Here is a 14,013-nt window from a genome sequence, read left to right as displayed (position 1 = left end):
GCAGCTAGCCCCGTGTGCGAACTGCCTGGCGGAGCGTAACGGCAGCCAATATGAGCCCTGCGGAACCGCACAGCACTACGAATCCGGCCACGGAAGGCGCCAGGCCGATCACGCCGGCGGCCCAGCCAAGCCCCAGCACCGGGACAGCGCTGCCCAGGTAAGTGATGACGTACACCGTGCTGATGGTCTGGGCCTGGCGGATTGGCTCCACCCGGGCAGCAACATCATTGAACACAGTGCGGAAGGCGAGGCCCTGCCCCATGCCGGCGGCAACGCTTGCAACCACCAGCAGCACCGGACTGCTCCATGCCCCTGCCCCGCCGAGGAGGAGGACTGACGTGCCCAGGACCGCCAGCCCGCCCGGGACTACGTAGCGGCCCCGAAGGGTCAGCAACTGGGTCAGCGCCGACGCCGCGAGGGTCAGGCCGGCCAGCACGCCGATCAGGGGGCGGCTGTCCACGGCCAGGATCCGGGCGAAGTAGCCAGGGGCCAACGAGAGGCAGAAACCAAACACTGCGAAGCTCAGGAAGCCGACGCCGGACGCCAGCCAGAACGCGCCCCTCGCCTCCCGCGTGACGGAGGGACGGCGCGGTGCCAGCGACTGCAGCGGCTTGGGGCCTGCGGGCGGTTGGATGGCGGGGCGGGCCCGGAGGAGGTACAGCGGAACCAGCAGGGCGGCGAGGACCGCAGCATGAACGTAGTACGGTGCCGACGTGGCTCCGGGAAGCAGTGACAGCAGGCCGCCGATCACGGGGCCGGCAGCTACTCCCCCGGCCGAAGCAAGCAGCGTGAACCGGGAGGCCCATTCGGGGCGCGAGGGTAGCAGTTCACGCAGGGCAGCGGCGCTGGCGCCCGTTGCAAGGGCAACTGCGACTCCCTGGAGCGCCCGCCCGGCGCACAGCGCAACCAGTGTGTGTGCCTCGGCAAAAAGCCAGCCGCCGGCCAGGCCGGCAACAACGGCGAGGATGAGGGCAGCCCTCCGCCCGATGTGGTCCGACCAGTGCCCGGCCAGCATCAGCGTGGCCACAAGCGCCAGCACGTAACTCGTGAACGCGGCCGTTACGTCCAGTGCGGACAGCCCGAGTTCCGCCTGCAAGAGGGGGTACAGGGGCGTGGCAAGGTTGGCCCCCACCAACAGCGTGAAAATGACGGCGCCCGCCAGCACCAGCCGGGCAGTAACCGACGCGTCCCACCCAGCCGTTGTGGCTGGAGCCGGACGCATGCGGAGTTCGCTGAAGACCGTCATTGTGCCGCCTCTCTTGCTGCCGCGGCAGGTTGTCCTTGTGGGAGCCGGGCGCGGATGGACATGTGATAGCTCTAGGGTGCAGCATTTCTGCTCTTTCGAGCGGAAAACGGTGCCACAATTGAGCATCATCATCAAAAATTGGATGCTGAAGTGACGGAGAGTGATCATGTGAACAATCTGGACCCCACCGACCTGAAGATCCTCCTGGAGCTCATCAGGGACCCCAGGATGCAGATCGGTGAGCTCAGCGATTCGCTGGGGGTGGCCCGCAACACTGCACAGTCACGGGTCCGGCGCCTGCTCCGGGCCGGGGTCCTGCGCGCCGGTGGCCGCGAGGTGGACCTGGAGGCTGTGGGCTACGACGTGGTGGCCTTCGTGACCATTGAGGTGTCACACCGCGAACTGGACACGGTGGTTGGAGGATTAAGGCTGATTCCGCAGGTCCTGGAGGTCCACGAGATCTCCGGACGCGGCGACGTCTGGTGCCGGGTCGTGGCCACCGACACCCACAACCTCCAGGCGGCCTTGCGGCAGGTCCTGAGGATCAAAGGGGTTATCCGGACCGAAACCGTCCTGGCGCTGCACACGCATATCCCCTACCGGACGGAGCCGCTCATCAGCGGACTGGCCAAAGCCGCCGGGGCAGGACAACACGGCCCGGCGAAACCCTCCCGCGCCGCCGGGGTGGAGACGGACGGCTAGGATTTTCAGAATGGATTGGCTCTCGTACGTTTCACAGATCAACTGGCTCGCCGTGCTGCTTGCCTTCATCGCCACCATGGCCATCGGCTTTGTCTGGTACATGCCCGCCGTCCTGGGCAACAGGTGGATGGCCGCGATCGGGAAAACTGAGGACGATCTCAAGAGCATGAGCGGCGGTGCCGGTATCTGGGTGCCCATGATGGTGGCGGCCGCCTTGACGGCGATCCTGCTGGCAGTCCTGATCAGCAAGCTGGGGCTGGACAACGCCCTGGCGGGCGGGTGGTTTGCCTTGGTTCTGGCATTGGTCTTCCGTGCCGGCGGGCATGTGATCCACAACGGCTTCGCGGGCCGGCCTGCTGCCGTCACCCTTATTGATTCCGGCCACGACCTGCTGGCCATGACAGTGTCGGGTGCCATCATTGGAGCGATGTCCTGATGCCGCGGACCCCCTCGGCGAAGGACAGCCGGCCATGACCATCATTGACAATGCGGTTTACGTGGACGGCGTGCGGCACGCGGAACCCGAAAACCTGGAACAGACTTTTGAGACCCTTGCGCACCACGGCGGAATGGCCTGGATCGGCCTCTACCGGCCCACCGCTGACGAAATGGCGGCGGTGGCCTCCGAGTTCGGGCTGCACGCCCTGGCGGTGGAAGACGCCATTTCCGCGCACCAGCGCCCCAAACTCGAGCGCTACGAAGACAACCTTTTTACCGTCCTGCGGCCTGCCCGCTACCTGGACGTCACTGAAACCGTGGAATTTGGCGAGCTCCACATTTTTACGGGCAAGAACTTCGTTGTGACCGTACGGCATGCCGAGACTGCTGGAGTGGCACGGGTCCGGCAGAGGCTGGAAAGCAGGCCGGACCTGTTGCGGCACGGGCCCGAGGCCGTCCTTTACGCCCTGCTGGACCGGGTGGTGGATGACTACGGACCGGTGGTGGCCGGGCTGGAAAACGACATCGACGAAATTGAAGACCAGCTGTTCAGCGGCGACACCACCGTGTCGCGCCGCATTTATGAACTCGCCCGCGAGGTCATCCAGTTCCAGCGGGCCATTCATCCCCTGCCGGACATGATGCACCAGCTCAAGCGGGGGTTTGAAAAATACGATGTGGAAACCGATCTCCGGCACAGCCTGCGCGACGTGGAGGACCACGTGGAGCGGGTGATCTCCCGGGCGGATTCGTTCCGCGACCTGTTGCAGAACGCCCTGACCCTGGACGGCACCCTCACCGCGAACCGGCAAAACGAAGCAAGTGCAGAACAGAACGAACAGGTAAAGAAGATTTCCTCGTGGGCCGCCATCTTCTTCGCCCCGTCCTTCGTGGCAGGCGTCTACGGCATGAACTTTGACCACATGCCTGAACTCCACTGGCAGCTGGGCTATCCGATGGCCATCGGCCTCATGGCAGCCACGGCGGCGTTGATGTACGTCATCTTCAAAAAGAAGGGCTGGCTGTAGGGCGCAGAGGCGCCACGTCACGAGGGCCGCAGTACCCCGGCAGGGAGATATTTGTGGAGCTAAGGGGATTCGAACCCCTGACCTCTTCGATGCGAACGAAGCGCTCTACCAACTGAGCTATAACCCCGGGAACCAGCCGCTTGGTCAACAGGAGCGGCACCGGTGAACCTAGGCTACAAATTTTCCCGGCCCAATGCCAACCGGCGCCCTGAAGCCCGGCGTGGGACACCTGCCCGGGATCAGAAGTCAGGCGCGGCGGCGCTGCAGGACGTCGTCGAGGTTGCTGAGCGCGCTCTGGGCCTTGCTGAGCTGCTGCGTTTCCGGAGCCGGGGCGGCGGGGACGGCGGCAGCACCCTGCTTGAGGGACGGCTTGCCGGTGGCTTTGGGTGCTTCGGGCAGCTCCAGCGGTTCGGGTGCGGGGCGCTCGGCCTTTGCCGCCTCTACGTAAACGGGCTTGGGCACCTCCACGGGCTCCCAGGTGCTGGCAGGTGCCGGCTGCGCTGCGCTCGTGTCGCCGGCGGCCACTGCAACGGCCAGGGCAGCTTCACGAAGTTCCAGGGCCGTCAGCGGTTTGATCTTGGGCTTGTCTGCCTCCGCGTCAAAGAGCGGGCTTTCCGGGCGCACCGGCGCGGCTTCCGGCTTGGGCGGAACGCTCTCGGCTGAGGGCCTGGGGGCAGGTGCCGCCATCGCGGAGCGGAAAGCAGCATCGACTCTGGCTTTGCGGTCCCGGACGGCCAGCCAGCGGAGCAGGGCCACGGACGCTGCTGTCAGGGCTATGCAGGCCAGGGGCAGGACCGCAGTTCCCAGTCCAAACGCCAGCAGGACAGCGGAAACGAAGGCGGTCAGCAGGGAGACCAGTCCCACGAGGGCGAGTGCGGTGCGGCCGTATCGGATCCGGAACTGGCCTGCGGGGGCAGCGCTGGCCGCCGTGGCCGCAGTGGATCCGGTGCTCTTCCTGGTGTCCATGGCTTTCTCCTGCTGGGCGGCGACCTTCAAAACCAACCCTGCTCGCGGGTCCGGTAATTCATCGGCGGGGGCGTCTGCCAGGAAGTCGCCGGCGGGCTGGAACTGGTGCCGGCGGTTCCGGAGGACGTAGGGGGCAACCCATACAATCCAGAGCACAACGGCAACCACAAGGATCACTGAGCTGCTAAGGGGGAAGTCCACACTCAAAACCGTATGAGCATCACGTCGGCTGCAGCCGCATTAGACCCGGTGTGTCGTGGGCCGGGTGCCAAATCAATGGATTTATGACGGCCTCGAGGCAAGCCAGCGCTGCAGCAACCCCTCCGGGACTTCCTCGGACGTCAAGGCAAACGACCTGTGGTCAGCCCATTCCCCATTGATGTGCAGGTAGCGCGGACGGTATCCCTCATCCCGGAAACCCAGCTTCTCCACCACCCGCAGGCTGGGCCCGTTCTCGGGCCGGATGTTGATTTCCATCCTGTGCAGGCCCAAGGTCCGGAAGCAGTGGTCTGTGACCAGGGCGACAGAGGTGGGGGCTATCCCCCGCCCCGCCCGCGCCTGGTCCACCCAGTACCCAAGGGTTGCCATCATGGCCGAACCCCACACGATGGATGAAACTGTCAGCTGGCCAACGATGGCGGGGTTCTTCCTGGCGGGAATGCGCTCGGTGATCACAAACGGAAGGGCTGTGGCCTGGGCCGCCTGCGAGTTGAGCGAGCGGACCATCTGCCGGTAATCAGGGAGGCCGCCGGCAGGGTCCGGGTTGGACGCCTCCCACGGTGCCAGCCATTGGCTGTTGCGGGCCCGCACTTCCGTCCACTCTTTTTTGTCCCGGTACCTGATGGGCCTCAGGACCAGGTCGCCGCACTCGAGGGTCACGGGCCAGATGGGGCCGGGTCGCACAGTGCTACTTGGACAGGCTGGCGGTGAAGCCCGGCAGCCACTCCCGCAGGCCGGGGCCCAGGTCTTCGCTGTCGATGGCGAGCTGGACGCAGGCCTTGAGGTAGCTCAATTTGTCTCCGGTGTCGTAGCGGCGTCCGCGAAAGACAACGCCGTAGACGCCTTGCCCCTCGCCGTCTCCGGACGCGAGCTCCTGCAGGGCATCGGTGAGTTGGATTTCGCCGCCCCGCCCGGGACCGGTGTGCTCCAGGACTTCGAAGACGGCGGGGTGCAGCACGTAGCGGCCAATGACGGCGAGATTGGAAGGGGCTTCGTCCGCCGCCGGCTTCTCTACCAGGCGGTTGACGCGCACATAGTCTTCGCCGTCGATCTCCTCGATGTCGGCGCAGCCGTACGCGCTGATCTGTGAGGGTTCCACCTCGATGAGGGCGATCACGGACCCTCCCGTTTTCGCCTGCACCTCGATCATGGTGCTGAGGAGTTCGTCGCGCGCATCGATGAGGTCATCGCCCAGGAGGACCGCGAAGGCTTCGTTGCCCACATGCTGCTTTGCACGGAGGACAGCGTGTCCGAGACCGTTGGCGTCGCCCTGGCGGACGTAGTGGATGTCACCGAGGTTACTGGCAGCCTGGATGGACGCCAGTTTCGCGGTGTCCCCTTTGTCTTCGAGGGTGGACTCCAGCGCCGGCACCCGGTCAAAGTGGTCTTCCAGGGCCCGCTTGTTCCGCCCGGTGATCATCAGCAGGTCATTGAGGCCCACGTTCACGGCTTCCTCAACCACATACTGGATGGCAGGCTTGTCCACGACCGGAAGCATTTCCTTGGGCATGGCCTTGGTGGCGGGCAGGAACCTGGTGCCGAGTCCGGCAGCGGGTATAACGGCTTTGCGAACTCTGGGGCTACTGGTAGTCACCCGACTAATCTAACGTCAGCGTCAAGCATTCAGTAATCATTGAGCAGCCACAGGTCCCCTGCGGCTGCAGCGCACATGGCCGCAAGGCAACCGATGGAGGAATACACAGTGCTTGAAGAGGCCAAGGCAGCCAAGACCAGGATCCGTACCGCCCACCGCCGCCGGCGTGCCGCCCTAACGCCACAGCAGCTGGAGACGGCCGGGGCTGCCATCGCCCGCCACGGCGCAGGATGGGCGGCATCCCTGGCCGGTGGTGCTCCTGCCACGTTCTGCGTCTACTTCGGCGTGGGCGTTGAACCGCCCACCCTTCCGCTGATCAACGCGCTCCACACCGGCGGCCACCGCGTCCTCCTGCCCGTCTGTGAACCTGGACGGGAGCTTGCCTGGGTCTTCTGGAACCCGGATGCCGGCTTTGAGCAGAGCCGGTACGCCCCGATCCTGGAACCCAAGGGCGACAGGCACGGACCCGAGGTGGCCGGAACGGCTGCCGCCCTCTTCATCCCCGCCACAGCCGTGGACCTTTCGGGCAACCGCGTTGGGCAGGGCGGAGGGTACTACGACAAGTTTTTGGGCCATCTCGCCACCGCCGGGAAGAATATTCCGCTGGCTGCCGTTATCTACGACGAAGAATTGCTCCCCGCCGGAGAAATCCCCGAAGAGGAGTTCGACCGCCCGGTCCCCGCCGTCCTGGCGCCTTCTGGATTCCTGCCGCTCAACGGTCACCACCGAGTCCACGGGCCAATGCTGCAGGGATGGTAGAATTAGCACTCAGGCCCTGCGACTGCTAAAAACGGGAACATCCGTCCAGGCAGCACGGGACCTCTCGTTTGCCCAAGAGGAGGAGCACCAGTGCCAACGTACGCGTACGCCTGCAAGGATTGCGGCCATGCCTTCGACATCGTCCAGTCGTTCTCGGACAGTACCTTGACCTCCTGCCCTGAGTGCCAGGGGACGTTGCGCAAGAAGTTCAACAGCGTGGGCGTCGTCTTCAAGGGTTCGGGCTTCTACCGCACCGATTCCCGCGACTCAAAGGGAAGCGCCGTTTCGCCGGCCCCGGCTGCTGCGACGTCCGCTCCCGCAGCGGCACCTGCCGCGTCCGCTCCGGCGGCTGCCGCAGCCAGCTAGGCAGTTCGACGCCGCCGTCCGGCTTGTCCACATAGCTCACCGCGCTCCTGTTCCGGGTAGTCCCGCGGCCATAGCGTAGGCACATGCCTGCAAACCTTCTCCGCCCCGGCCGGGCTGCCTCCCGTTATCCGCGCAACCCCCGCCGTTCCGGCCGCCCGTCCGCAGCGGTCCGCCTTGGCGGGTGGCTGAGCCGCAACCGCAGGCTCGCGGTGGCGCTCTTGCTGTGCGCGGCGGCTTCAATCATCGTCCATCAGCTCACTCCCGCGCCGGTCCACACTGTCACGGCCCTGGCTGCCGCACGGGACTTGCCTGCCGGCTCAGCCATGGCGGCGTCGGACCTTACCCACGTGCAGGTACCGCCGGACATGATGGCGGCGGGTTTTTTGGACGAGGAAAGCGAGTTGGCCGGCAAGCAACTCGCGGCGCCCCTGCGGAAGGGCCAGCTCCTGACGGACGCCCAGCTGCTGGGTCCAGGGCTACTGGCCGGCACTCCTCCGGGCTCGGCCGCCGTGCCCCTTCGGATGGCCGATCCGTCATCCATCCAGCTCGTTTCGCCCGGGCAGCTGGTGAACGTGGTGCTGACGGCGGCCAACGGCTTCGACCAGCAGGCGCCGTCCGAGGTCCTGGCTGCGTCCGTGCCGGTCCTGTGGACGTCCGGCAAGGGCGGCCCCAGCGGGCAGTGGCTGGGCACCGCCGAGACGGACGGGCTTATTGTGGTGGCGGCAAGCGCCGAGCAGGCTGCCCGGCTCGCCGGGGCCTCCACACAAGGAAAACTGTTCTTCGTCATTGTTGGACCCTGAGCAGCCGTAAACCTGCTATCGGGCCCAGTACCTCAGACCCGGTCACTCAGCCCCAGTGCGGCGGCTTTTGTTCCTTCAGCCAGGCGTCGTGGTCGTCGTCAGCGTCGCCCCAGCCCCGCGGGTCATCCTCCGCGGCCTTCGTGGGCAGAATCCCTGGGGTCACGCCTTGCCCTTGCACCTTGTCTTCCCCCTGGCCCTGCTCCTCTTCCCGGGCCGGGCCGGGAGGAACGGACTGCCCCACGGCCATGCTGTTGTTGTTCTGATCAGGGGCCACGGAGACCGCCTCCTTGCTGTCCAGGTTCTTCTCCTCGCGCGGCCGGCGGCGTGCCTGCTCCCCGGCGTCGATACCATTGAGCGCCTGGTCCACGTCGTCGTCAAGGAATCCTGTTGAGGTTGACGTCCGGTCCCGAAGCACTGCCCGCTCAAGGCCCAGGTAAGCGGCAATCCGGTCGGCGCAGGAAGACGGATCAGTAAACACTTCGATGGTCCACAACGGCATGTACCGCCACCCCAGCCGCTCCAGCAGTTGCGGCCGCAGCCGGCTGCGCTCACGCACGCTCATGGTGCGGTACTGCTCGGTACCATCAGACTCGATGGCCACGGGCCACGGCAGGTCGGTCTCGTCCTGGCCCATGGTGCTCAGCGGATCTGCAGCCGCCACGACGTCGATGGCGCCGTCGTACTGGTGCCAGACCCGAGCGCCGCGTGCCCGGAGCCTGTCCGCCAGGTCAGCCACCAGGGGATCGGCACCAAGGGCTTGTTCGCTGGCAGCTGCCCGGGACGCAGGAGTTCCCAAGTCGGTATTGCCCGAAATTTCGCGGTCCAGTAATGCGTACAGGTCCACCGCGCCGTGCGTCAGCCGGGTGTGGTCCAGGTCCTCCGGACGGAAGCAGGTCAACACATGAATCGAGCGGCGTGCCCGCGTCATGGCCAGGGCGAATTTCTCCCGGCCCCCTTCAGCGGAGAGCGGACCAAAATTGTGCAGGGCGCGTCCGTGCGGGGTGCGGCCGAAGCCCGGCGAGAAAATGACGTGGTCGCGCACCAGTCCCTGGGCCCGTTCCAGGTCGACAACCCTGAAGGACTCCGGACCGGCCCCAAAGAAACCGGCCAGGCCGGGGTGGTTGGGCAGCTGGAGCCGGATGGACTCACCGATCCGGGCAGCATGGCGGAGGCTGGCCGTGACCACTGCCAGTGATGTCCGGGGACGGGTGCGTGCGTGTTCGAAAACCAGCTGCACCACCCGATTGACCTCGGCCACCACCGACTCCACGCCTTCGTGGTCCGCGCTTGGCAGTCCGGTGCCGTCCGGCAGGTACTCCACCAGCAGGGACCGGTCCAGGCCGGTAGCGGACTGGCCCTCCGGAAGGCGGCGCAGGGCGCCGTCGTAAAAGTTCTTGCTGAGCTGGAGGACCAGGTCCTCGTCCACGGCGCGGTACACGAAGTTGAGCCGCCACACGGGAAGCACGGCAGAGAGCGCTTTGAAGGCACTCTCCACCCGCTGGTGTGCCGTCTCGCCTGCGGCCAGCCGCTCTACGCCGACAGTAAATGTCCGCGGGCTGGCAATCATGGCGTCGCCGAAGGCAATGACCTGGCGGGCACGGGCTATGGATGGCAGCACAGCCTGGAGCGACGTGGCTTCGGCGTCCAGGATGACCACCGCGTCGAAGTGTTGCTCGGCGGGCAGCAGGCCGGTCATCAGGTACGGGCTGACGGACCAGACCGGAACGAGGGTGCCGATCAGGTCGGGAGCCTGTGCAGTCAGCGCGGGCAGGGACACCCTGCCGTCCTTCAGGAGGCTGCGCAGGAGGTCGGCCTGGCGGGGGTGGGCCGCTATGCCGGCCCGCCACCGTTCTGCCAGGTCCCACCGAAGGCGGGCAGCACCGCTTGCGATGTGCGCGTTGTCCGCCAGCCGGTACTCGGCCTCCAGCTGCCGCAGGGCGTCACCGTCGGACATGGCGAGGTAATCGTCCCCGCTGATCATCGCTTCCAGTGCCGACTGCCACCAGGCGAGTTCAAGTTCGGCAGCGACCGAGCCTGCCGGGACCTCCCGCTCCGCCAGGTCCGCCAGGAGCTCCCCCAGCCCGTGCTCGCGCATGTTCTCCACCAGGAGGGTGCGCTCCGGGAGCGTCTTGAGGGTATCGGTGTCCGCCACGAGCCGCTCGAGCCGTTCCATCAGCTCTTCATACCGGACAGTGGACAGGGAACCGCCAGCCTCCGTGTGCCGGAGCGCCTCGCCCAGCTGGGCCAGTTCCCGTTCCAGGGCACGGTACATCATGCTGATCTCGGCGAGTCCGGACGGCACGGCCGGATGGCGCTGCGTTGTGGCGTAGCCAGCCCAGAGCGCACGCTGTTCCTGGACCAGGACCAGGGAGCTGTGCAGATCGGCTATGTGGACGCCGGGCCGGACGTATTCCTTGGCGACCCTGCGCAGCCGTGACCGCTGCATGGAGGTCATCTCGATGCCCCGCTCCCGCCGCCAGGCAGACGGCGCCGTAGCCGAAATGAGGTCGGTCACGGGCCGGTCGAAGATGTCAGGGGTGAACTTGTCCAGGCTCCCCCGTACTGCCATCAGGAGCTCGAGCTGTTCGCCCCATTCCGCGAAGGAAGCGCCCAGCCGGATCTCGGCGTGCTCGGCCACCGCGTTCATGCGTTCCCGCAGGGCCGGCAGGCTCTTTTCAACGGACCGGACCAGATCCTGGGCTTCCTCGGTCTCCTTGCGTGTGAGGAGGCGGGCCCCGTGCCAGGGACTGGTAGTGGACGCCTTGCTGAAACTTCCAAGCTCTGCCGCGCGCCGGAGCCTGCCGGCAAGCTCGTCACGGTCCCGGATGCTGTCCAGGACACTGCGTTTCAGCCGCACGGTGGTGGCGGGCGCCGGATGGATCGACGTCAGCTCAGCGAGCGACTGCATGGCCTGGTAGGGCGAGCAACCCCAGCGCTGGCGGATGTTATGAAGGGACGCCACGTGGTCCATCAAGGCGTGGCGGTGCTCAGTCAGGGTGTTGTGCAGGTTCCCCAGCTGGGGTTCCAGGGATTTTTCGTTACGGACGATCGCCCGGACCAGCTGGCCCTTGAGCTGCTGCGGAGTAACGTTTCCGGACAGCTGGAACAGGATGGATTCAAGGCCCATGCTTTCGAGCTGGCCGGACACTTCGTTGAGGCTGGCGCGGCGGTCGCCGACGACCAGCACCGTCTTGCCGGCGTCCACGAGGGCGCCGATGGTGTTGAGGGCCGTTTGGGTCTGGCCGGTGCCCGGAGGGCTGCTGACCACAAGGGAATCGCCGGCGCGGGCGGCGTCAATGACGTACTGCTGGTCGATGTCCGCGTCCAGCAGGAGCATCTCGTCCCTGGGGTGCCTGCTGTCCAGCGGCGGGAAACGGGACGGGTCCGGCTCTTCGACGTCCACCACTTCCCCGCCTGCTGCGGTGGCGAGGTTGGAGACGATGGGGTTGGAGTCGTTGATCCAGGGATCGTCCAGGTTTCCGGAGAGGTCCGCGAAGGTGGAAACCAGCAGGTTGTGCTGCGCCTCGGCGCCGTGGATGGGCCGGATGAGCGCAGCCAGTTTGTCCAGGACCGGCTGGGGGTCGAATCGGGCTGTGCTGTAGGCGAGCCGGGTGACGGCATTGACGTCAAAGACAATCCCGTGAATGTTCTTCAGGTGCCGCACCAGGGCCGGGTTGATATGGGCCTGTTCGGTCAATTGCAGTTCGTAGTCGTCCTCCCCCGGACGGACAGTGAGTGAAATCGCCGTCAGCATCACGGGAGCCGAGATGCGCTGGGGCTTGCCGCCCACCGCAGAAGTCCACACCACCGTGCCTGCCGAGAAATAGCCGGCATCGATGCCGCGGTCATTGGCAAGCTCGAAAATCTTGGACCGGATGTTCCGGGAAGCCCTGGCCGCCACGACGTATTGCTGGCGGTCACGGATCAGCGTGGAAAGCCTGGTCTTGCGGCCGGCCATAAGCTGGGCGAGGCCGGACGGGTGGGCGTGCGTCAGGTCGATGGAGCCCTCGGGGGTCTTGGTGAAGCGCAGCATCGTATCCGCCCCGGTGACGGGCTTGAGCCCGGACAACCATTTACGGAGCTCCTCGGAGCCTTCCGGGTGGCCTTGACCAACTGACACTACTGCCTTCTTTTCTGCGTTTGCACGTGACGCCCTGGACCATACCGGCATAGATTCGAGCGTAGCCGCTTCCATGCCCGGACTGAGAGACCGCAACACTGGAGCAGGCTAAATTGCGGAGATTCGGTATTGGAAACAGCAGTGGCCGGCCTCCTTCACCGGAGGCCGGCCACTCATGACGCTATTCCCACTCGATGGTTCCCGGCGGCTTGCTGGTGACGTCTAGCACGACGCGGTTGACACCCTCCACCTCGTTGGTGATGCGGTTCGAGATCCTGGCGAGGAGCTCGTACGGCAGGCGTGACCAGTCAGCGGTCATGGCGTCCTCGGAGGAGACGGGACGGAGCACGATGGGGTGGCCGTAGGTGCGACCGTCCCCCATGACGCCAACGCTGCGGACGTCGGCCAGCAGGACCACCGGCATCTGCCAGACTTCGTTGTCCAGTCCGGCTGCCGTGAGCTCGGCCCGGGCAATCGCGTCAGCTTTGCGCAGCAGGTCCAGGCGGTCCTTGGTGACCTCGCCCACGATGCGGATTCCGAGTCCCGGTCCGGGGAAGGGCTGGCGTCCCACGATCTCCTGCGGCAGTCCCAGCTGGGCACCGACGGCGCGGACCTCATCCTTGAAGAGGGCGCGCAGCGGTTCCACGAGTTCGAACTGGAGGTCCTCGGGCAGGCCGCCCACGTTGTGGTGGCTCTTGATGTTCGCGGCACCTTCGCCGCCGCCGGATTCGACGACGTCCGGGTACAGGGTGCCCTGGACCAGGAACTTGATCTTCTCGCCGTGCGCGGCGGCTTCGGCGATGATGGCCAGTTCCGCTTCCTCGAACGCGCGGATGAACTCGCGGCCGATGATCTTGCGCTTGGTTTCCGGATCGCTGACCCCGGCGAGGGCGGACAGGAAGCGTTCCTGCTCGTTCGCGACGTAAAGCTTCACGCCGGTGGCAGCAACGAAGTCGCGCTCCACCTGCTCCGCTTCGCCTTCACGCAGCAGGCCGTGGTCAACGAACACGCAGGTGAGCTGGTCGCCAACGGCGCGCTGGACCAGGGCTGCGGCGACGGCGGAATCGACGCCGCCGGAGAGGCCGCAGATAACGCGGGCATCACCGATCTGCTTGCGGATGCGCTCCACCTGCTCGTCGAGGATGTTGCCCGTGGTCCAGTTGGGTTCGATCTTGGCGCCTTTGAAGAGGAAGTTCTCCAGGACCTGCTGGCCGTAGGCGGAGTGCTTGACCTCCGGGTGCCACTGGACACCGAACAGGCCCTTCTCCTCGTTGGCAAAGGCAGCCACCTCGGCGCCCGCCGTCGTCGCCAGTACTTCAAAGCCGTCCGGCGCCTCGTGGACGGAATCGCCGTGGCTCATCCACGTGTTCTGGTGCTGGGGCATGCCCTCAAGGACGGAGCGTCCCTCGCCGAGGATGGTGGTTTCGGTGGAGCCGTACTCCCGCAGCCCGGTCTTGTCCACCTTGCCGCCGAGGGCGTTGGCCATCGCCTGGAAACCGTAGCAGATGCCAAAGACGGGAACGCCGGCTTCAAAGAGGTCGGCACCGACGCTCGGAGCGCCGTCGGCGTAAACGCTGGACGGGCCGCCGGACAGGATGATGGCGGCCGGGTTCTTGGCGAGGAGCTGCTCGGTGGAATAGGTATGCGGAACCACTTCCGAATACACATTCGCTTCCCGGACGCGGCGGGCAATCAGCTGCGCGTACTGGGCACCGTAGTCAACAACCAGCACCGGCTTCTGGGAAGTCTGGGATGCAGTGGGAGTAGTCACCGTA

General features: G+C 66.1%; 12 protein-coding genes and 1 tRNA gene. 6 read left to right on the top strand and 7 right to left on the bottom strand.

Features of this window, described 5'->3' with window-relative positions:
• Positions 1-4: 4 nt before the first annotated feature.
• Positions 5-1,246, bottom strand: coding sequence for an MFS transporter (locus M1D32_RS06670; protein WP_458781495.1), 1,242 nt, complete (start codon positions 1,244-1,246; stop codon positions 5-7).
• A gap of 168 nt (positions 1,247-1,414) precedes the next feature.
• Between M1D32_RS06670 and M1D32_RS06665 the strand changes: the two genes are divergently transcribed.
• From M1D32_RS06665 to corA, 3 genes are read left to right on the top strand one after another with little or no spacing between them, the layout of a single operon-like run.
• Positions 1,415-1,948: an Lrp/AsnC family transcriptional regulator gene (locus M1D32_RS06665; protein WP_458781494.1), complete on the top strand. Its 534-nt coding sequence runs from the start codon at positions 1,415-1,417 to the stop codon at positions 1,946-1,948.
• A gap of 10 nt (positions 1,949-1,958) precedes the next feature.
• On the top strand, positions 1,959-2,384 hold the full coding sequence (locus M1D32_RS06660; protein WP_458781493.1) for a DUF1761 domain-containing protein: 426 nt from the start codon (positions 1,959-1,961) through the stop codon (positions 2,382-2,384).
• A 34-nt stretch (positions 2,385-2,418) separates the two neighbouring features.
• On the top strand, positions 2,419-3,414 hold the full coding sequence (gene corA / locus M1D32_RS06655) for a magnesium/cobalt transporter CorA (protein WP_458781492.1): 996 nt from the start codon (positions 2,419-2,421) through the stop codon (positions 3,412-3,414).
• 54 nt (positions 3,415-3,468) lie between these two features.
• Here corA and M1D32_RS06650 read toward each other — a convergent pair.
• The 4 genes from M1D32_RS06650 to galU form a co-directional block, all read right to left on the bottom strand.
• Positions 3,469-3,541, bottom strand: a tRNA-Ala gene (locus M1D32_RS06650).
• 119 nt (positions 3,542-3,660) lie between these two features.
• A complete protein-coding gene (locus M1D32_RS06645; RefSeq protein WP_458781491.1) occupies positions 3,661-4,581 on the bottom strand; it encodes a hypothetical protein in 921 nt (306 codons plus the stop codon).
• Positions 4,582-4,662: 81 nt separating this feature from the next.
• A complete protein-coding gene (locus M1D32_RS06640; RefSeq protein ID WP_458781490.1) occupies positions 4,663-5,283 on the bottom strand; it encodes a GNAT family N-acetyltransferase in 621 nt (206 codons plus the stop codon).
• A gap of 4 nt (positions 5,284-5,287) precedes the next feature.
• Entirely contained in the window at positions 5,288-6,193 is a 906-nt protein-coding gene (gene galU / locus M1D32_RS06635; RefSeq protein ID WP_458781489.1) for a UTP--glucose-1-phosphate uridylyltransferase GalU, read from the bottom strand.
• A 93-nt stretch (positions 6,194-6,286) separates the two neighbouring features.
• Between galU and M1D32_RS06630 the strand changes: the two genes are divergently transcribed.
• The 3 genes from M1D32_RS06630 (at position 6,287) to M1D32_RS06620 (ending at position 8,118) form a co-directional block, all read left to right on the top strand.
• Entirely contained in the window at positions 6,287-6,952 is a 666-nt protein-coding gene (locus M1D32_RS06630) for a 5-formyltetrahydrofolate cyclo-ligase (protein WP_458781488.1), read from the top strand.
• A 90-nt stretch (positions 6,953-7,042) separates the two neighbouring features.
• Positions 7,043-7,318, top strand: coding sequence for an FmdB family zinc ribbon protein (locus M1D32_RS06625; protein ID WP_458781487.1), 276 nt, complete (start codon positions 7,043-7,045; stop codon positions 7,316-7,318).
• An 83-nt stretch (positions 7,319-7,401) separates the two neighbouring features.
• On the top strand, positions 7,402-8,118 hold the full coding sequence (locus tag M1D32_RS06620; protein WP_458781486.1) for an RcpC/CpaB family pilus assembly protein: 717 nt from the start codon (positions 7,402-7,404) through the stop codon (positions 8,116-8,118).
• A 46-nt stretch (positions 8,119-8,164) separates the two neighbouring features.
• Here the strand turns inward: M1D32_RS06620 and M1D32_RS06615 are convergent, their stop codons facing one another.
• Together M1D32_RS06615 and guaA are read right to left on the bottom strand one after the other, a co-directional pair.
• Positions 8,165-12,289 (bottom strand): AAA family ATPase, encoded by a 4,125-nt coding sequence (locus M1D32_RS06615; RefSeq protein ID WP_458781485.1) that lies wholly within the window; start codon positions 12,287-12,289, stop codon positions 8,165-8,167.
• A 130-nt stretch (positions 12,290-12,419) separates the two neighbouring features.
• Entirely contained in the window at positions 12,420-14,009 is a 1,590-nt protein-coding gene (gene guaA / locus M1D32_RS06610; RefSeq protein ID WP_458781484.1) for a glutamine-hydrolyzing GMP synthase, read from the bottom strand.
• Positions 14,010-14,013: the final 4 nt, after the last annotated feature.

Source organism: Arthrobacter sp. D3-16, assembly GCF_054408515.1.
Note: the sequence above shows the minus strand (reverse complement) of the source record. Positions and strands in the feature narration are given on the sequence as shown.